The organism is Haloferax mucosum ATCC BAA-1512 (assembly GCF_000337815.1).
Lineage (GTDB): Archaea > Halobacteriota > Halobacteria > Halobacteriales > Haloferacaceae > Haloferax > Haloferax mucosum.
This window is the reverse complement of the sequence record NZ_AOLN01000006.1, coordinates 1-16546: the sequence shown is the minus strand read 5'-3', so window position 1 is coordinate 16546 and position 16546 is coordinate 1. Positions and strand designations below refer to the sequence as shown.

The window sequence follows — 16546 nt, the reverse complement described above, 5'->3', positions numbered from 1 at the left end:
GCGCGTCCGCTCTCGGACACGGTGAGAAGATGAATCGCAGAGAGAATCGTCTGCTTCGTAATTACGCGGTCTGGCCGCCCTTCTTGCGGGTGATGTAGCCGGCGATGCGGTTGCGGACGCCCTTCGATTCGACGGTGGTCAGTTGCTCGACGCTGTCTTTGTTCGTCTCGAAATCCGTGTTGAACGCCTGCGGGTAACGCTCCAGCAGGGTGTTACCAAGCTGCTTGACGTACTTGGGCTTGATTGCCATGTCGGAGATTTCCCCGGACGAACACTAAAACGATTCGTTCCGTCGCTCCGACGCCCGCTCGCGCCAACCGGTCAACTCGTCGATTCGTGCGAACGCTTCGCGCTCTTTCGGGCCGCCGCACTTCTCGACCGTCTCCGCGAAGTAGACGAGTCGAGAGAGCAGTTCGTCGGTGTCGAATGCGGGAACGTCGAGTCGGGAGGCGGCGACCGTCGCGTCGATGACGGCTCCGAACCCGCGGTTGATGGTGTACGGGCGGGTCTGCGTAATCCCGGCTTCGACGGGGGTCAGTTCCCACGTCTCCCACCGCGTCCCGCCGTCTTCACCCGAATCGACCATCGATACCTCGACTTCGACCCACGCGTCGGCCGAGTCGAAGACCGGCGACTCGGACTCGGTAATCGTCATCGCGGCCGCGACGAAGTCCCGCGGGTCGGTGACGAACTGGACGACGCCGCCGCCCTGTCTGTGGAAGTTTCTTCGCGTTCGGGTGTTCCCCCACGTCGTCGCGGTGACACTATCCGTGTCGTCTGCCGACGCGTCGGGGTCGGACGCGTGAAGCCCGAGTGCCGCGAAGTTCCACAGGTCGTTCGGGCCGAGCGTGGCGACGACAGACTCGGTAACACCGCGGAGTTCGACGGGCCAGTCGGTGCAGGTGTCGGACGTCTCGGTCGGGCCGAGTTGCTCGTCGCTCACAGCGGCACCCCCCGCTCAAGCGCGACGAACGTCGCCGCGCAGACGATATCGGCGGTCGTTCCCGGATTGATGCCGTCTGCGACGAAGTCCGCGGCGAGTTCGCCGGCTTCGGCGAGCGTCGAAGCGTCGGCGGCGCGGGCCATCACGTCGCGGGCGACCGACTCGCCGTGGGTCGTCACGACGAGCGTGTCGGGTTCCTCGGCGAGCAGGTCGAGAAACGCCCGTGCCACGCGGTCTGTCACCGGGCCGTCGTCAGCACGTATCGCGTCGGCCGCGCGGAAGGTTCGGGCGAACCCCCCGGTCCACTCGCGGGCGTTGGCGTCACGGTCGGCGCTGAGTTCCATCACGTCGTACAGCGTGTATCCGCGGTCTCTGAGCGCCGGTTCGGCGTCGCCGCCGCGTCGAACGTCGAGGTCGGCGGCGGCGTCGGGCGCGTCGCCGACGGCCACGTCAACGTGCTCGAACGCCCGGTAGAAATTCACCGCGTCGTCGATGGTGGTCGCTTCCGCGACGTCGGCCGCACCGTTGGGAGAGAGTTCGCCCGCGGCGGCCGCCTCGACGAGCGGGACGAGAAGCAGGAGACAGCCAAACTGCGTGTTTCCGCCGCCCTGTCTGCTCATTCCGGCGACCGCGGTCTCGAACGCCGTACCGACTGGTGCGCCCGATTCAGCGAGACTGAGTCCCTCGGCTGACCCGACAGCGCCGGTCAGGAAGTGCTCGAAGTGGAGGTCCGGGAGGTCGTGGCGGCGGTCTACGTTTCCCGGTTTCGGAGTCCCAGCGACTTCGAGCAACAGCGCGAGTTCCGCGTGGCGGGCGGGACCGAATCCGCGGTCGGTGACCGGCGTTGGTGCCATCAGACGAACACCTCGTCGTCGGACCGTGGTGTCCCGGTGCGATTGCCGGCGAACCAGTCGTCAACGGCGGTCCTGACCCGGTGGAGGACGGAGGGGTTGTCGCTCGGCCGACCGACGCTCACTGCGTCAGCGCCGTATTCGAGGTACTCTCGGGTTGTCTCTCGGTCCCGAACGCCGTTGTTGGCGACGAGAAAGAGGTCCGTCCCGGCGTCGGCGACGTCGGCGACGACGGATTCCGTGTCCATCGCGTCGATGTGGAGCCAGTCCGCCCCGGCGTCGGCAACTCGCGTTGCGAGCGACGGGAGGTCAACGCCCTCGACTTCGGCGCGGACCTTGACTCCGACGGGAGTGCCCGAGTCGACGGCCGCGTCGACGTATGCAGTCAGTCTGTCGGCGTCGCGGAGGAGCGTCTCGCCGCAACCGACGGCGCGGAGTTCCTCCTGTCGGCAGTGGGCGTTCAGTTCGATTCCTGCACCATGGTCGGCACACAGCGTGGCGGCTCGACGAATCGGCTCGGAGGCCGTGGCTCGGACGTTGACGGCGACGAACAGGTCTTTGCCGTCCAGCGCGGCGAGTTGGTCGTCGAGGAACGCGAACGGGTCGTCCGGAAGGAACTCGGAGCGCCCGCGGGCGACGAGTTCGCTGGCGGCCGCTCGGGACGTGTCGTCGAGCGCGATACCGCCGAGGAAGACCGCGCCGACGTGCGGGGCGGCCGCCTGCGCCCACGCGGCGTCAGATTCACCGCTGAGGCTCGCGGTTGCGACGCGCGGCGAGAACATCACGCGACCTCCGAGAGCGCGTCAGCAACGGCGCTGGCGACGCGAGCGGCGTCTTCCGCCCCGTCGATTCGGGTGTCAGTTCTGACGGCCGGTCTGTCGAGGTCGGTGCCGTCCTCGTCGTCGAGAACGAACGCGTCCGCGAACGGGTACGCGTCGGCGACGCCAGCGGTCGAGGGGTCGTAGCCGACACCGGCCATGAGGTCGGCGGCCGGTCCCGAAAAGACGGTCTCCTCGACGAACGGCGAGACGGCGACGACCGGAGTGTCCGCGAGGGCGTCGGCGAAGTCGTCGAGCGCGAGCATCGGGCCAATACTCGTGACGGGATTTGACGGGCCGACGACGACAGGGTCTGCGAGGGCGTCGGCGACGGCGTCGGTGATGCGCGCGTCGTCAGCGCCGCGGAATTCGACGTCGCGGACGGCGGGCTCGGCCCGGTGGTGGACCCAGTACTCCTGAAAGTGCATCGTTCCCTCGTCGGTGTTGATGAGCGTCGAAACGGGGTCGTCGCTCATAGGCAGAAGCGACACGTCGAGACCGAACGCGTCCGCGAGCGTCTCCGTGACCTCGGTGAGCGAGTTCCCTTCGTCGAGAAGCGACGTTCGAGTGATGTGAACCGCGCGGTCGCGGTCACCGATTTCCATGAACTCCGCGACGCCCGAAAAGCGCCGCCAGCGGGCGATGTCGCGTCCGGCTGTCTGCGCCTCGGCGGGGAGGAACCGCGGGCCGGATTCGAGACCGGCCGCGTCGGCGAGGCGGTGGAGTTCGTCGTCGGTTGCTGTGGTGTCGTCGGCGATGCCCCACCATCTGTCGGTGTCGAGGACGCCGCCGCCCGAAAAGAGGACCGTATCCACGTCGGGACAGACGAGGTGGCCGCCGAGTTCCACGTCGTCACCGGTGTTGGCGACGACGGTCGTCTCGGCGGGGTCGAACACCTCCGCGGCACCGTCGAGGAGTTTGGGGGTGCCCGTACCCCCAGCGAGGAACGTGACCATGCTCCGGCGTACGGCGAGTGGCGGTTTGAAAGTTCCTTCACCGGAGACGACTGACTGCGGGGAGCGCGCGTCGCCCTCGCGGTGAATGCTCGGGTATTTGACGCCAGTTGTACAACTGCCGATATGACCGCCGTCAAGGACAGCGTCCACGACTACATCTCGCTCGACCCTGTGGCCGCGGCACTCGTCGATACGCCCGCGTTCCAGCGACTTCGACACATCAAGCAACTCTCGACGGTTCGGCTCGTGTATCCTTCCGCGAGCCACACTCGATTCGAACACAGTCTAGGCGTCTATCACCTCGCCTCGCGCGCCCTCTCGCATCTCGGTATCGAGGGTGACCGCGCCGCCCACGTCCGCGCCGCCGCCTTGCTCCACGACATCGGCCACGGTCCCTACGGCCACCAGACCGAAGACCTCATTCGACGTCGGACCGGCCGCGACCACGACGAAATCTACCACCTGCTCGACGGAACCGTCGTCGGCGACATCCTCACGTCGCACGGGTTGGACCCAACCCGTGTCGCCGAAATCGTCGATGGCGCGGGCGGTCTCGGCCAACTCGTCTCCGGCGAACTGGACGTAGACCGGATGGATTACCTCGTGCGCGACGCCCATCACACCGGCGTCCCCTACGGCACCATCGACCACGGGCGACTCGTCCGCGAACTCCGGTACCGAGACGGCGAACTCGTGTTAGCCGAGGGGAACGTCCAGACTGCCGAATCACTGCTTCTCGCCCGCGCACTCATGAACGCGACCGTCTACCGACATCACGTCTCTCGTATCGCCGGCGCGATGTTAGAACGGGCTTCGGAACGCCTCGTCAACGACGGTCTCCCAATCGAGGAGTTCGTTCGGATGGCCGACCACGACCTGCTCGTCGCCCTCTGTGACCGCGTACCCGAACTTGGCGTGCGCATCGAGCGCCGCGACCTGTACAAACGCGCCGTCTGGGCACCCATCGACTCGGTTCCCGCGGATGTCGTCGAACTCGGGTTCGAGGCGACGCGCGAGACCGAACGCGAGATTGCCGCCGTCGCCGACGTTGCCCCCGAATCCGTCATCGTCGACGCCCCCTCGCGGCCCCGTATCAAGGAATCGCGGTCGCGGGTCGTCGTCAACGGCGTCGTCCGGCGACTCGAAGACGCGTCCGAACTCGTCGGCGCGCTCCGGTCGGCAGAGCGAACCCAGTGGCGACTCGGCGTCTACGCACCCGAGGCAGTCCGAGACGAAGTTGCGGCCGCCGCGGTTGACGTGCTCGGGCTTCCGATGCGCGTGACTGCGCCGGTGTAGTCGCCAGCGGGGGGGAGTCCGCCGAGACGGTCGTCAGGAGAGAGATGCACTCACACCTCGCCCGACCATTTTTACCCGATGCCGGTCGATTCCAGACGATGACGACCATCAAGGACAGCGTCCACGACCACATCGAGGTCGAGGGCGCGGCCGAAGCCCTCCTCGACACGCCGGAGATGCAACGCCTCCGGCGCATCAAGCAGTTGGGGACGGTCCAACTCGTCTACCCCTCCGCGAACCACACTCGGTTCGAACACAGTCTGGGGGTCTATCACCTCGCCTCGCGCGCCCTCTCACATCTCGGCATCGAGGGCGACGCCGCCGCCCACATCGAGGCCGCGGCGCTCCTCCACGACGTCGGGCACGGTCCCTACAGCCACAACATCGAGTCTGTGACACACCGCCACACTGGCAAGTATCACGACGACGTCGAGGAGTTAGTCGCCCGCGGAACCGTCGGCGAGACGCTCGATGCCGAAGGGTTAGACCCCGAGCGCGTCGCCGCCTTAGTGGAGGGTGACGGCGAGTTCGGCCAACTCGTCTCCGGCGAACTGGACGTAGACCGAATGGATTATCTCGTGCGCGACGCCCACCACACCGGCGTCCCTTACGGCACCATCGACCACGAGCGACTGATTCGTGAACTTACCTTCGTCGATGGCGAACTCGTATTAGCCGAGGGGAACGTCCAGACTGCCGAATCACTGCTTCTCGCCCGCGCACTGATGAATCCGACCGTCTACCAGCACCACGTCGCGCGCATCTCCAAAGCGATGCTCCGACAGGCGTCAGAACGACTGCTCGCGGAACCGGACATCGACGCGCACGAACTCCGCCGCATGGACGATTACGACTTACTCGTCGCGCTCCGACTCAACCCCTCGACAGCCGAGTTCGCCGAGCGGCTCGCCACCCGCGACCTGTACAAACGCGCCGTCTGGGCAGAACTGCCGAACGTCCCCGACGACATCATCGACGCCGAACACGACGCGATAGCCGACTTCGAGCGAGACATCGCCGCCGCCGCCGACGTCGACCCCGAATCCGTCATCCTCGACGTTCCCTCGCGCCCGTCGATGACGGAGTCGTCGTCGCGGGTGATGGTCAACGGCGAGATGCGACAGTTAGAACGCGAGTCGCCGCTCGTCGGCGCGCTCCGGACCGCACAGGAACAGCAGTGGCGACTCGGCGTCTACGCGCCGAGAGACGAGACCGAACGGGTCGGCCGCGCGGCCGCAAACGTCCTCGGTCTCGATATCTCGGGCGCGCTCGTCGCCGAGGTTCGGAGCGGTCTCAACGCCACACTCGACGAGTTCGAATAGCGACGCGGCCGTTCGGGCGCGCGCAGTTCGCCACGTGTCTGCTATTTAGGCGTCCGCACGGGCCGTCCCGAGACGGGAGGTTCAAGCCGTGGGGCGTCCGATTCGAACCCGATGCAACTCGAGGGCACGGTACTCCGCGGCCGCGATTTCGAGCCGATCGAAGGGCGGGTCGTCGTCGAAGATGGAATCATCACCGCCATCGAGGAGGTGGAGACCGATTCGACGGATATCATTCTTCCCGCGTTCGTCAACGCACACACGCACCTCGGCGACTCGATCGCCAAGGAAGCGGGCGGCGGTCTCTCTTTGGACGAGTTAGTCGCCCCGCCGGACGGTCTCAAACACCGACTCCTCCGCGCGGCGAGCACAGAAGAGAAAGTCGCCGCGATGCACCGGTCGCTTCGACTGATGGAACAGGGGGGAACGGCGACCTGTCTCGAATTCCGCGAGGGCGGGGTCGAAGGCGTCGGTATCATCCGACAGGCCCTCGACGGGAGAGACATCGAAGCGGTCGTCCTCGGACGCGAGACCGCGGACGCAATGGAGATTGCCGACGGGTTCGGAGCCTCCGGCGCGCGCGACGCCGAGTTCGCAACCCTCCGCAACGCGACCGCAGAAGCCGGCAAACTGTTCGGTATCCACGCCGGCGAGCGCGACGCACACGACATCAACCCGGCGTTAGACCTCGAACCGGACTTTCTCGTCCACATGGTCCACCCCGAACCGCTCCACCTCGAACGCGTCGCAGACAGCGAGATTCCGATCGTCGTCTGTCCGCGGTCGAATCTCGTCACCGGTGTCGGCGTCCCGCCAGTGCGTGAACTGGCAGACCGGACCAAAATCGCACTCGGCACGGACAACGTGATGCTCAACAGCCCCTCGATGTTCCGCGAGATGGAGTTCACCGCGAAACTCGCCGACGTGTCCGCCAGCGCGGTTCTCCGGATGGCGACCGTCAACGGGGCAGACATCGCGGGCCTGAACTACGGACTCGTCGAAGAAGGTCGTGAAGGGAAACTACTCGTCCTCGACGGCGAGACGGACAACCTCGCGGGCGTCCAAGACGTGGTTCGTGCCGTCGTCCGACGCGCCGGCTTGGCCGACGTGAAAGACGTGTATCTCTGAGCACTGCGCGACGCCGAAAGCGACGGTCGCTACTCACGGCCGCCGAGGTGATTCCGTCTATTCAGCCGTCTCTGTCTCGTCGCCACGGCGGTTGCGTGAACGAATCGCGGACAGGAGAACGACCCCGCCAAGGAGTCGTACGACCGCGACGAACTGGCTGTTCCACTCGACATCCGACGAAGCGTGGTAGCCGAGTGTGCCGCCGAACGCGAGATACCGTCTCGGGACGGTGAGCGCGATTGCACCGACCGCACCGAGAATATCGAGCAATCGGGCGAAGGGCGTTCCACCGAGCAGACCTCCGACGAGCAAGACGAGACCCTCCACCCTGACGGCGGGTTCGACCCACGCACGCCGGACGCACTCGTCTCGGTTCTCGATGGCGAGATTCGTAGGCCTTCAGGCTCCGGCCTGGAAGCAGTGCGAGGACGACACCCAAGAGAGCGACGACTATTCGGACCATGACTGAATCTACCACACCAAGCGAAATTAGTGAGGCGGTAGTTCTACCCTCCAACCCCGCTTCGGTCGTGAGTCGGGCGTTGGAATCCGTCTCTACCGTCGAATGTCTGTGAGCGATGTGGTTGCTGGCCGTCTCTCAGCCAACCTATTCTCGCAGTACTCTTCGCGTAGCAAAGTGTTATTACCAGTGCCGAGAATATGTTATCACGTGTCATGGTATTGTACGACCGAATCATCGTCCCCATCGACGGCTCCGACGGCTCTGAGCGCGTCGCGGTTCACGCCGCCGCGCTCGCCGCGGTTCACGGCGCGGAGTTACACGGAGTGTACGTGGTAAACGCCGGAAGCTTCGCCGGACTGCCCATGGAGTCGTCGTGGGAAGGCGTCGATGACCTGTTGCGCTCAGACGCCGAGGCGGCTCTCGAACTGCTCAGACGAACCGCCGAGGCACAGAACGTCCCGGTCGAGACGCACGTCCTCGAAGGCTCGCCAAGCAGAGAAATCGTCGAGTTCGCCGAGCGTGGCGACTGCGACCTCATCGTGATGGGAACCCACGGTCGAGGTGGCATCGACCGATTGCTCTTAGGCTCGGTCGCCGAAAAAGTCGTCCGCGCGTCGAACGTCCCCGTCTTGACCGTCCGTATCGCGGGCGACCGAGACGACAGCGACGGACCCGCTATCGAGGTTCCGGTCGATTCCACGTCGGAGTCGGCCGTAGACGCCGACGCAACAACTGACACGACAGCCCCCGCCGACGGAGAGCGGTAGGGGGGCGCTCAGCGACCGCCGTCGGTCGCCGGGCGCAGGTGTTCGCAGTCGCCAGCGTGGACGCGTGTCTCGCCCTCGCTGGTCTGGACGACGAGCGTCCCGGGATGCTCTACGTCCACCGCTTTTCCTTCGAGTACGCCGCCCGCGGTGTGGACTCGGACGTGTCTCCCGAGCGTGTCCGCCCGCTCACGCCACGCCGGGAGCACACCGTCGAGGTCTGCTCGGAGTTCGTCGAAGCGTTCGAGCACCCGCTGGACGAACACGCGGCGTTCGACCGCTCCGGCCTCAGCAGAGATGCTCGTCGCGCCTTCGGGGAGTGTTTCGGGGTCGAGATTGACGTTGGTGCCGGGTCCGATGACCAACCACGAGACGCGGTCCGCCTCGCCTTCCATCTCGGTGAGGATACCGCAGAGTTTTCTGTAGCCGCGGTCGGACTCGCCGGAATCGACTGCGCGGTCGCTCTCAGCACCGTCTCGCGTGCCGCTCACGATAACGTCATTCGGCCACTTGATACTCGCATCGACGCCCGCCTCGCGCGCCGCATCGCAGACCGCGACGGCCATCGCCAGTGTGTAGAGCGGCGCGTGTGCTGGTGGTTCGTCAGGCCTGACGAGCAGGCTCATCCAGACGCCGCCGTCGGGTGCGGACCACTCGCGGCCTTTTCGACCCTTGCTTGCGATCTGCTCGCGGGCGACAACGGCCACGTCGGTCGCGCCCTCAGCGGCGAGTTCACGGGCGCGGTCGTTCGACGAAGCGAGCGCCTCGTGGAATTCTACGTCGTAGTCGGCGTCCAATCCGAACTCGATTGCCGGACCACCGTACTCGGGAACGTCGGTGATGGCGTAGCCGTCTGCCGTGCTCTCGACTTCGAACCCGTCGTCACGGAGAGATTCGACGTGCTTCCAGACCGCGGCGCGGGAGACGCCGAGGCGGTCGGCGAGGTCGGGACCGGAGACCGGTCCCTCGGCGAGTGCATCGAGAAGGGCGCGTCGCGTGTCGCTCATGAGGGCGGCTACGACGGCGCGAAGAAAGAGGTTCGTGGTTCCTGTTCGGGAGCCGTCGCGGGCCGCCTATTCGAGGACGAGCAGTACGTCGCCCATATCGACGCTGTCGCCTTCGCCGATGAGGACTTGCGAGACGGTGCCGCCGCGCTCGGCGACCACGTCGTTTTCCATCTTCATCGCTTCGAGGATACAGACGGTGTCGCCCGGTTCGACCTCGTCGCCCTCTTCGACTTCGACGGCGAGGATGGTTCCCTGCATCTCGGCGGTGACGGACTCACCGTCGCCTTCGATGACCTGTTGGCCACCGTCGTCGCCGTCGGTACGGCGCTTTCTCGGGCCGGACGCGTTGGACGAGGCGGCGGAAGCCGCCGACGCACCGCCGAGCGGAATCGCAGGCGCGCCGCGTTCTTCGAGACTGACCTCGAAGCGCTTGCCGTTGACCTCGACGGTGAAGGTTCGTTCTGTCACGTCGTCATCGTCGCCGTCGCCGGCGACCGCTTCCGGCGACCATCGCTCGACCGCGGCCTCGATGCGCTCGGGGTCGAGCACTTCGTCGAGGTATTTGGTCGTGTGGCTTCCCTCGCGGAACGCCTCGTCGGTGAGCATGAGGCGGTGGAACGGGATGACCGTGCGGAGTCCCTCGATGTCGAACTCGGCGAGTGCGCGCTCGGCGCGAGCGAGAACTTCCTCGCGGTCCGAACCGGTGACGATGAGTTTGGCGATCATCGAGTCGTAGTCGCCGCCGATTTCGTCGCCTTGACGGACCGCGTCGTCCATGCGGATACCGATGCCGCCCGGCGGGTCGTAGGTCGCAAGCGTGCCGGTCGCGGGCGCGAACTCCTTTTCGGGAGCCTCCGCGTTGATGCGGAACTCCATCGAGTGGCCGTCGATTTCGACGTCGTCCTGCGAGAAGTCGAGTTCTTCGCCGGCGGCGACGCGCAGTTGCCATTTAACCACGTCGAGACCCGTCACTTCCTCGGTGACGGTGTGTTCGACCTGAATCCGCGTGTTGACCTCCATGAAGTAGAACTCGCCGTCTTCGACGAGGAACTCCACGGTCCCGGCGTTGTGGTAGTCGGCGGCACGGACGCCGCGGCGAGCGGCCTCGCCGATCTGCTCGCGCAGGTCGTCGGAGAGGGCGGGCGACGGCGCTTCCTCGATGACCTTCTGGTGGCGACGCTGGAGCGAGCAGTCGCGCTCGCCGAGGTGGCGAACGTTGCCGTGTTCGTCCGCGAGAATCTGGACTTCGATGTGGCGCGGCGATTCGAGGTATTTTTCGACGTAGACGGAGGCGTTGTCGAAGTACGCCTCGCCCTCGCGTTTTGCCGTCTCGAACTGGTCGTCAACCTCGTCTTCGGAGTGGACGACCTTCAGGCCGCGACCGCCACCGCCGCCTTCGGCCTTGATGGCGACCGGATATCCGTAGTCTTCCGCGACGGCTTTCACGTCCTCGGCGGACTCGGCGGGTTCGGTCGTCCCCGGGACGACCGGCACGTCGGCGTCCTGCATGAGCGCGCGCGCCTTCGTCTTCTCGCCGAGTCGCTCCATCGCGTCGGCCGACGGGCCGACCCACTTGAACTCGGTGTCTTCGACCTTCCGAGCGAATTCGGCGTTCTCCGCGAGGAAACCGTACCCCGGGTGGATGGCGTCTGCGTCCGCCTTCCGGGCGGCTTCGATGACCGACTCGTGGTCAAGATAGGAGTCGGCCGCGCGGGCCGGACCAATGTTGTACGCCTCGTCCGCGTAGCGCACGTGTCCGCCGTGCTTGTCGGCCTCGCTGTAGACCGCGACAGTTCGGACTCCTAACTCCTCGCATGCACGCATGACACGCACTGCGATCTCGCCTCGGTTGGCGACGAGAACCTTGCTGAACATTTGCGGTAGTCTTTCAGGGAACTACACGTTATTCTATCGGTTTCTCCAACGCACGTCGGTTTTATGATTCGACAGTCAACGATTTACGTGTTCGACCATGAAGGAATCGCCCGAAAACCGGTCGTACGAGCGGACTGCCGTGGATATGGGAGCAAACCCAAACGGCCTTATGCGTGTGCCACCCAACGACATGGATAATGGCACTTCAAGTCGGAATCCTCGGTGCGACCGGTGCGGTTGGACAGCGATTCATCCAGCTTCTCGAAGACCACCCGACGTTCGAACTGGCGGCCGTAACCGCGAGCGAATCGAGCGCGGGCAAGCGATACGGCGACGCGGCGAAGTGGCGCGTCAATACCCCGATACCGAACGACGTCGCCGAGATGGAGGTCGGTCGAACCGACCCCGCGGACGTCCCCGACGACATCGACCTGCTCTTTTCGTCGCTCCCGTCGTCGGTCGCCGCCGAGGTCGAACCCGAGTTCCTCGAAGCGGGCTACGTCGTCTCTTCGAACTCCTCGAACGACCGCATGGCACCCGACGTCCCGTTGACGATTCCGGAAATCAATCCCGGCCACCTCGACCTCATCGAAGTCCAACGCGACGAACGCGGGTGGGACGGCGCGCTCGTGAAGAACCCGAACTGCTCGACTATCACGATGGTTCCGACGCTCGCCGCGCTCGACCAGTTCGGTCTCGACCGCGTTCACGTGACGACTCTCCAAGCCGTCTCCGGCGCGGGCTACGACGGCGTCACCTCGATGGAGATTATCGACAACGCCATCCCCCACATCGGCGGCGAAGAAGCGAAGATGGAGTCCGAATCGCGCAAGCTTCTCGGCACCTTCGACGGTGCGGAACTCGCGCTCCACGACGCCGAAGTCAACGCCTCCTGTAACCGAATTCCGACGCTCGATGGCCACCTCGAAAGCGTCTTCGCCGACCTCAAAGAAGACGCGTCGCCCGAAGACGTCGCGGCCGCGATGCGCGACTACCCCGGTATCGACCTCCCGAGTGCGCCCGAGCAACTCATCCACGTCTTCGAAGACGACTTCCGCCCACAGCCACGTCTCGACCGTGAGCGCGGCGACGGCATGCAGATTTCCGCCGGCGGCATCCAAGCGACCGACCGCGGCGTGAAGTACAACTGCCTCGCGCACAACACGATTCGCGGTGCGGCCGGTGCCTCGGTCCTCAACGGCGAACTCCTCGCCGAAGAAGGCTGGATCTGAACGGTTCTTGGCCTTCTGGACGGTCCTGTAACGGTGTTGGAGTCGTCCCCGTCGCGGGGATGGTGGTTCCGACACGTGAATTCGAATTCGTGTTGGTCGGCGGTACAGTCCCCACCGACATCGTTCGAGACCGCCTGCCGAGTCGAGTTAGACACTGTTTTCACGGCGTATCTGTCGAGTGCGGATATGCAACGGCGCGGTATCGAAACCGGACTCGCCGCCGGTCTGCTCTTTGCCACGCTCGGCATCGTCGCGTGGGCGACCGGGAGAGCCTTCATCTTCCCGAGTCTCGGCCCGTCGGCGTTCGTCCTCGCGTTTGAACGCCGCGGCGCTGGCCCTCGCCCGTCTCGCGTCGTCGGTGGCCACCTCGTCGGCGCGGTGGTTGGGTTCCTCGCGTACGCGGCCCTCGCGTCGGGCGTGACACTCACTGCGCCGCCGCCCGCGTCACTGGCTGGCCTTCGGCTCGTCACCAGCGGCATCGTCTCCGTCGCCGTGACGAGTTGGGGAATGGTGAAAACGGGTGTTGTTCATCCCCCTGCGTGTGCGACGACGCTTATCGTTTCCTTGGGTCTGCTCTCGACGGCGGCGGACGTTGGGATTATCGTGGTGAGTGTGGTCGGTCTCGTGACGGTTCACCGTGGGGTTGAGGCGAGATTCTCGCGCCAAATCACGCCGTCCGACGACTGACGAGAGACGGCCGGTCTGGACAAGCCAACTGAACCAGACATCGAATCGGCGGAGAAAAATCGTCCAAGTGAACGATTCATCGACCAACGCGCCCAGCGGGACTCGCTTACGAACGCGCTGTCTACGGCACTCACCGGGACCGGAAGTGCATTGCTCGGCAGTGCGGTGACGACCGCCTCCGGTTTCGGCGTGCTCGCACTGTCGCTTTCGCCACCGCTGTAGCGGTTCGGTCTTGTCACTGGACTGGTGGGCATCATCTACAGGCGTAGCAGGCCGAGTGACTCGGAGCTTGACCCCGAGTGTGAAGGCCGTAGCCGTACGCTCCGCTAAACAGGTTCCGTTCGCTCGATATACTGCTCAATCGTGTCGGTCGAAACATCGCCTGCCGTCCCCACGTAGTACGATTCCTCCCAAAACCCACCGCCCCACAGGTACTCCTCCAAGAATGGTTCGTGCTGTTCCCACATCTCCCGGCCGTGATGTTCTTCACCGTCCGCACAATCTCGCTCGGTGAGTACTCCGGATAGGCTGACAAGAAAAGGTGTACGTGGTCGGGCGAGATGTGGAGCGACAGTATATCGTAATTGTACTGGTCACACACGTCGCGGAAACTCGCTTCCAGCGAATCCTCGATTGGTTCGAGAATTGCGTGTCGATACTGAGCGGGATCGGAGATCCCGCGAGGTACGCAAATCTTCGATTTGCTTGACTTTGGGCACCACACGAAGTGGTAGTTGACGTTGTACACCGTGTGGTTCGACCGCTTCTCACCCATATCGAAACCACTCCACCAACACAGTTATGTATATCCAAAGGATATACGCAGGTATGGCGAATCAGTTTAAAATCGACGGCGAGGAAGTTCTCGACGGAGAAGTCAAACCGTTCGGGAACAGTGCCCACGTCACCGTCCCCAAACGATGGCGTGGGGCTGACGTGAAAGTCGTCCGAACCTCAGAACCCACCGAACAAGACGAAGAATGACTGACGCACAGGCTCTCGTCAAGACGCTGGACTTCCAACTTGACATACGGAGTGCCAACGAGGGTCTGTTGTACGACGCCACGCTCGAAGCCCGCTCGGTGTACAACGAAGCCATCCGTCTCGCCAAAGACGGCGTGGGCTGGGACGCAATTCCTGACCGCGTGGCCGACGACGCCACCCTCGTGAAGAACACGACTCAGCGCGTTGTCGCCAAGGCTCTCGGTGCGATGGAGAACTACTACGACGACGATGGCGACGTGGCGTTCCGGATCAGCGCGAAGCCGTACAGCACGTCAAGGGCGTCCTCAACGGGAGTGACGCTCACCTCGGACTTCTCAAGACCGCACTCGAAAGCGACGAGTGGAAGATTGGGACGGCGGAAGCCCTCTTTCACAACGAGAATCCCGAGTTACACGTCAACGTCACCAACACCGAGCAGACCGTTGGGGACACGCACGACTCACGGACGGTCGTTGGCGTGGACGTGAATGAGGACAACGTGGCTCTCACCGCACTCTCCGAGAATGGCGTTGAGGACACGTTGGTCATCGACTTCCCCGAGATCAAGTTCGAGCGCCATCGCTACTTCACGATGCGGAAGCGCGTCCAGAACGCGGGGAAGACAGCATCCACGATACGCTTGAAGGGCGCGAAGAACGGTTCGTCCGCGACAGACTCCACAAGGTGAGCCGTCACATCGTGGAGTGGAGCCGTCAGTTCGAGAGGCCGTGTATCGTCTTTGAAGACCTCAAAGCGATGTGCGACAGTATCGACTACGGTACGCGGATGAATCGACGCTTGCACCATCTCCCGTTCCGCGCCCTACAGTTCTATACATCGTACAAGGCGTCGTTCGAGGGCATTCCAACTGCGTGGATTGACCCTGCGTATACGAGCCAACGGTGTCCGGTGTGTGGACATACGGAGCGAGCGAATCGCAACAAGAAGCGGTTCAAGTGCAAGTCCTGCGAGCATCAAGACCACAGCGACCGTGGTGCAAGCGTCAATATCGCCGTGAAAGGAATCAAGAAACTCGATTGGAATGTGCCTGCTCTCAACAGCCTTCCCGTTGTTCGGAAGGTGCGACGGCAGGCATCGGGGGCTGTGGACGCCCCGACCGTGACCCAACCGACCGTTCGAGGCCATCAGGCCGATGGTCGGATGGGAGTGTCCGACTAAACCACGGGAAGCCTCGGGGATTGACCCCGAGGCGGTTCACGCGTTCGTCGCGTGTATGACCGTGCTTCCGTGCCTTCCCGTGGCCCGAAAGCGCTTTGTCGGACGGTTCTCGTACGGGTCCCCGGACGCGAGGTGAGGTTCGGTTTGTGGTCGGACGGGACCGCCTGAAACCGATCGGAGTGCTCGTCCACCCGTACGCGTCTCCCTCCCAGAAAGCTTCTTATTCGCAAGTTCCCGACGTCCAACCGAAGCTATTTGTGTATATAACTGAAAAACAGACGGCATGCTGTCTATCCTTCAAGTAGGCGTCCCCGGCGGCCCGGAACTGTTCGCTTTATTCTTTATCGGGCTACTACTCGCCGTACCGTTAGTCGTGGCCTTCTTCGTCTACCGAGACGCAAAGCGCCGAAACAGTAGGCACGCGCTCGCGTGGGGCACCGGAGCGTTCTTGGGCGGTGTCATCGTCTGGATTCTCTACTTCGTCGTGCGCGACGAGGTCGGGTCCAGTGGCACTACTGCAAGCGTCTAAGCGAACCCGGAGACGAACACCCCTCGCAGATACCGTCTTTTGTCGAACGCTGGCGTGCGCTTTCCGAAGCATACACTTTCCATTCAGTATCTTGGGACTCCAATTGTGTGTCTAGTCGCCGGGTCAGTGACTGGCTAGTGGGCGACACTGCACAACTTGTTTCAACCCAACTAGGGTTCGTCTGTAACTCGATTACCTCCACAAGTGGGAGTACGCGACCTCGGCTTCAACCCAACTAGGGTTCGTCTGTAACACGGAAGCCAAGGAGACAATAGCACAAAGAGCCTCTGCTTCAACCCAACTAGGGTTCGTCTGTAACATACGCACGGACAGAGTTGTCTGCACTGGGTCGTAGGCTTCAACCCAACTAGGGTTCGTCTGTAACTAGCCATCGCCCGATTAGGGGATCGTTTGCTAGACGCTTCAACCCAACTAGGGTTCGTCTGTAACCGCCGGGACCACAGCATGGTACATGGCACGTCAGGCTTCAACCCAACTAGGGTTCGTCTGTAACC

The 16546-nt window shown here is 64.1% G+C and carries 16 protein-coding genes, 2 pseudogenes and 1 CRISPR repeat array; of the genes and pseudogenes, 9 read left to right on the top strand and 9 right to left on the bottom strand.

Annotated elements, in window-relative coordinates; translation table 11 throughout:
• Positions 1-61: 61 nt before the first annotated feature.
• The 5 genes from C440_RS03080 to cofD are packed head-to-tail and all read right to left on the bottom strand — an operon-like array spanning position 62 to position 3568.
• Entirely contained in the window at positions 62-250 is a 189-nt protein-coding gene (locus C440_RS03080) for a 30S ribosomal protein S17e (protein WP_008318172.1), read from the bottom strand.
• 24 nt (positions 251-274) lie between these two features.
• Positions 275-943 (bottom strand): DUF447 domain-containing protein, encoded by a 669-nt coding sequence (locus tag C440_RS03075; protein ID WP_008318170.1) that lies wholly within the window; start codon positions 941-943, stop codon positions 275-277.
• Positions 940-1797 carry a triphosphoribosyl-dephospho-CoA synthase gene (locus C440_RS03070; protein ID WP_008318169.1) on the bottom strand — a complete coding sequence of 286 codons (858 nt, stop codon included), beginning with the start codon at positions 1795-1797 and terminating at the stop codon, positions 940-942. Before C440_RS03070 ends, C440_RS03075 begins: the two co-directional genes overlap by 4 nt.
• Positions 1797-2576 (bottom strand): tRNA-dihydrouridine synthase, encoded by a 780-nt coding sequence (locus C440_RS03065; RefSeq protein WP_008318167.1) that lies wholly within the window; start codon positions 2574-2576, stop codon positions 1797-1799. The genes C440_RS03070 and C440_RS03065 overlap by 1 nt, the downstream gene beginning before the upstream one ends.
• The gene (gene cofD / locus C440_RS03060; protein WP_008318166.1) at positions 2576-3568 is read right to left on the bottom strand and encodes a 2-phospho-L-lactate transferase; all 993 of its coding nucleotides are present in this window, start codon (positions 3566-3568) and stop codon (positions 2576-2578) included. The genes C440_RS03065 and cofD overlap by 1 nt, the downstream gene beginning before the upstream one ends.
• A 123-nt stretch (positions 3569-3691) precedes the next feature.
• Here cofD and C440_RS03055 point away from each other — a divergent pair, with 123 nt between their 5' ends.
• From C440_RS03055 to C440_RS03045, 3 genes are all read left to right on the top strand, one after another.
• On the top strand, positions 3692-4864 hold the full coding sequence (locus C440_RS03055) for an HD domain-containing protein (protein ID WP_008318164.1): 1173 nt from the start codon (positions 3692-3694) through the stop codon (positions 4862-4864).
• Between the two features lie 98 nt (positions 4865-4962).
• Complete coding sequence (locus C440_RS03050) at positions 4963-6186, top strand: HD domain-containing protein (protein ID WP_008318163.1); 1224 nt, start codon at positions 4963-4965, stop codon at positions 6184-6186.
• Positions 6187-6297: 111 nt separating this feature from the next.
• A complete protein-coding gene (locus C440_RS03045) occupies positions 6298-7311 on the top strand; it encodes an amidohydrolase family protein (RefSeq protein ID WP_008318162.1) in 1014 nt (337 codons plus the stop codon).
• Positions 7312-7368: 57 nt separating this feature from the next.
• Here the strand turns inward: C440_RS03045 and C440_RS03040 are convergent, their stop codons facing one another.
• Positions 7369-7638, bottom strand: coding sequence for a hypothetical protein (locus C440_RS03040; protein WP_008318160.1), 270 nt, complete (start codon positions 7636-7638; stop codon positions 7369-7371).
• Between the two features lie 348 nt (positions 7639-7986).
• Between C440_RS03040 and C440_RS03035 the strand changes: the two genes are divergently transcribed.
• A complete protein-coding gene (locus tag C440_RS03035; RefSeq protein ID WP_008318158.1) occupies positions 7987-8541 on the top strand; it encodes a universal stress protein in 555 nt (184 codons plus the stop codon).
• 8 nt (positions 8542-8549) lie between these two features.
• Here C440_RS03035 and C440_RS03030 read toward each other — a convergent pair whose 3' ends face one another.
• Together C440_RS03030 and pccA are read right to left on the bottom strand one after the other, a co-directional pair.
• Positions 8550-9545, bottom strand: a complete 996-nt coding sequence (locus C440_RS03030) for a biotin--[acetyl-CoA-carboxylase] ligase (RefSeq protein WP_008318157.1) — start codon at positions 9543-9545, stop codon at positions 8550-8552.
• A gap of 66 nt (positions 9546-9611) precedes the next feature.
• Positions 9612-11420 carry a propionyl-CoA carboxylase biotin carboxylase/biotin-carboxyl carrier subunit gene (gene pccA / locus C440_RS03025; protein WP_008318155.1) on the bottom strand — a complete coding sequence of 603 codons (1809 nt, stop codon included), beginning with the start codon at positions 11418-11420 and terminating at the stop codon, positions 9612-9614.
• A 197-nt stretch (positions 11421-11617) separates the two neighbouring features.
• On the opposite strand from pccA, the gene asd reads away from it, so the two are divergent.
• Positions 11618-12652, top strand: coding sequence for an aspartate-semialdehyde dehydrogenase (gene asd, locus C440_RS03020; RefSeq protein WP_008318153.1), 1035 nt, complete (start codon positions 11618-11620; stop codon positions 12650-12652).
• A gap of 186 nt (positions 12653-12838) precedes the next feature.
• A complete protein-coding gene (locus C440_RS03015; protein ID WP_008318151.1) occupies positions 12839-13339 on the top strand; it encodes an HPP family protein in 501 nt (166 codons plus the stop codon).
• 326 nt (positions 13340-13665) lie between these two features.
• Here C440_RS03015 and tnpA read toward each other — a convergent pair.
• A pseudogene (gene tnpA, locus C440_RS03010) lies at positions 13666-14114 on the bottom strand (IS200/IS605 family transposase).
• Positions 14115-14167: 53 nt separating this feature from the next.
• Here tnpA and C440_RS16965 point away from each other — a divergent pair.
• The 3 genes and pseudogenes from C440_RS16965 to C440_RS02995 all read left to right on the top strand — a co-directional run bounded on the left by C440_RS16965 (position 14168) and on the right by C440_RS02995 (position 16031).
• A complete protein-coding gene (locus C440_RS16965) occupies positions 14168-14323 on the top strand; it encodes a DUF2080 family transposase-associated protein (protein WP_008318147.1) in 156 nt (51 codons plus the stop codon).
• Positions 14320-15502, top strand: a pseudogene (locus C440_RS17240) (RNA-guided endonuclease TnpB family protein). The gene C440_RS16965 and the pseudogene C440_RS17240 overlap by 4 nt, the downstream one beginning before the upstream one ends.
• 283 nt (positions 15503-15785) lie before the next feature.
• Positions 15786-16031 (top strand): hypothetical protein, encoded by a 246-nt coding sequence (locus C440_RS02995; protein WP_008318145.1) that lies wholly within the window; start codon positions 15786-15788, stop codon positions 16029-16031.
• A gap of 158 nt (positions 16032-16189) precedes the next feature.
• Positions 16190-16545: a CRISPR direct-repeat array (repeat unit 30 nt; unit sequence GCTTCAACCCAACTAGGGTTCGTCTGTAAC).
• Position 16546 lies beyond the last annotated feature (1 nt).

Coding starts and splice junctions, on each gene's coding strand:
- C440_RS03080 (WP_008318172.1), bottom strand. CDS start 250: ATGGCAATCAAGCCCAAGTACGTCAAGCAGCTTGGTAACACCCTGCTG.
- C440_RS03070 (WP_008318169.1), bottom strand. CDS start 1,797: ATGGCACCAACGCCGGTCACCGACCGCGGATTCGGTCCCGCCCGCCAC.
- C440_RS03065 (WP_008318167.1), bottom strand. CDS start 2,576: ATGTTCTCGCCGCGCGTCGCAACCGCGAGCCTCAGCGGTGAATCTGAC.
- cofD (WP_008318166.1), bottom strand. CDS start 3,568: ATGGTCACGTTCCTCGCTGGGGGTACGGGCACCCCCAAACTCCTCGAC.
- C440_RS03055 (WP_008318164.1), top strand. CDS start 3,692: ATGACCGCCGTCAAGGACAGCGTCCACGACTACATCTCGCTCGACCCT.
- C440_RS03050 (WP_008318163.1), top strand. CDS start 4,963: ATGACGACCATCAAGGACAGCGTCCACGACCACATCGAGGTCGAGGGC.
- C440_RS03045 (WP_008318162.1), top strand. CDS start 6,298: ATGCAACTCGAGGGCACGGTACTCCGCGGCCGCGATTTCGAGCCGATC.
- C440_RS03035 (WP_008318158.1), top strand. CDS start 7,987: ATGGTATTGTACGACCGAATCATCGTCCCCATCGACGGCTCCGACGGC.
- C440_RS03030 (WP_008318157.1), bottom strand. CDS start 9,545: ATGAGCGACACGCGACGCGCCCTTCTCGATGCACTCGCCGAGGGACCG.
- pccA (WP_008318155.1), bottom strand. CDS start 11,420: ATGTTCAGCAAGGTTCTCGTCGCCAACCGAGGCGAGATCGCAGTGCGT.
- asd (WP_008318153.1), top strand. CDS start 11,618: ATGGCACTTCAAGTCGGAATCCTCGGTGCGACCGGTGCGGTTGGACAG.
- C440_RS03015 (WP_008318151.1), top strand. CDS start 12,839: ATGCAACGGCGCGGTATCGAAACCGGACTCGCCGCCGGTCTGCTCTTT.
- C440_RS16965 (WP_008318147.1), top strand. CDS start 14,168: ATGGCGAATCAGTTTAAAATCGACGGCGAGGAAGTTCTCGACGGAGAA.
- C440_RS02995 (WP_008318145.1), top strand. CDS start 15,786: ATGCTGTCTATCCTTCAAGTAGGCGTCCCCGGCGGCCCGGAACTGTTC.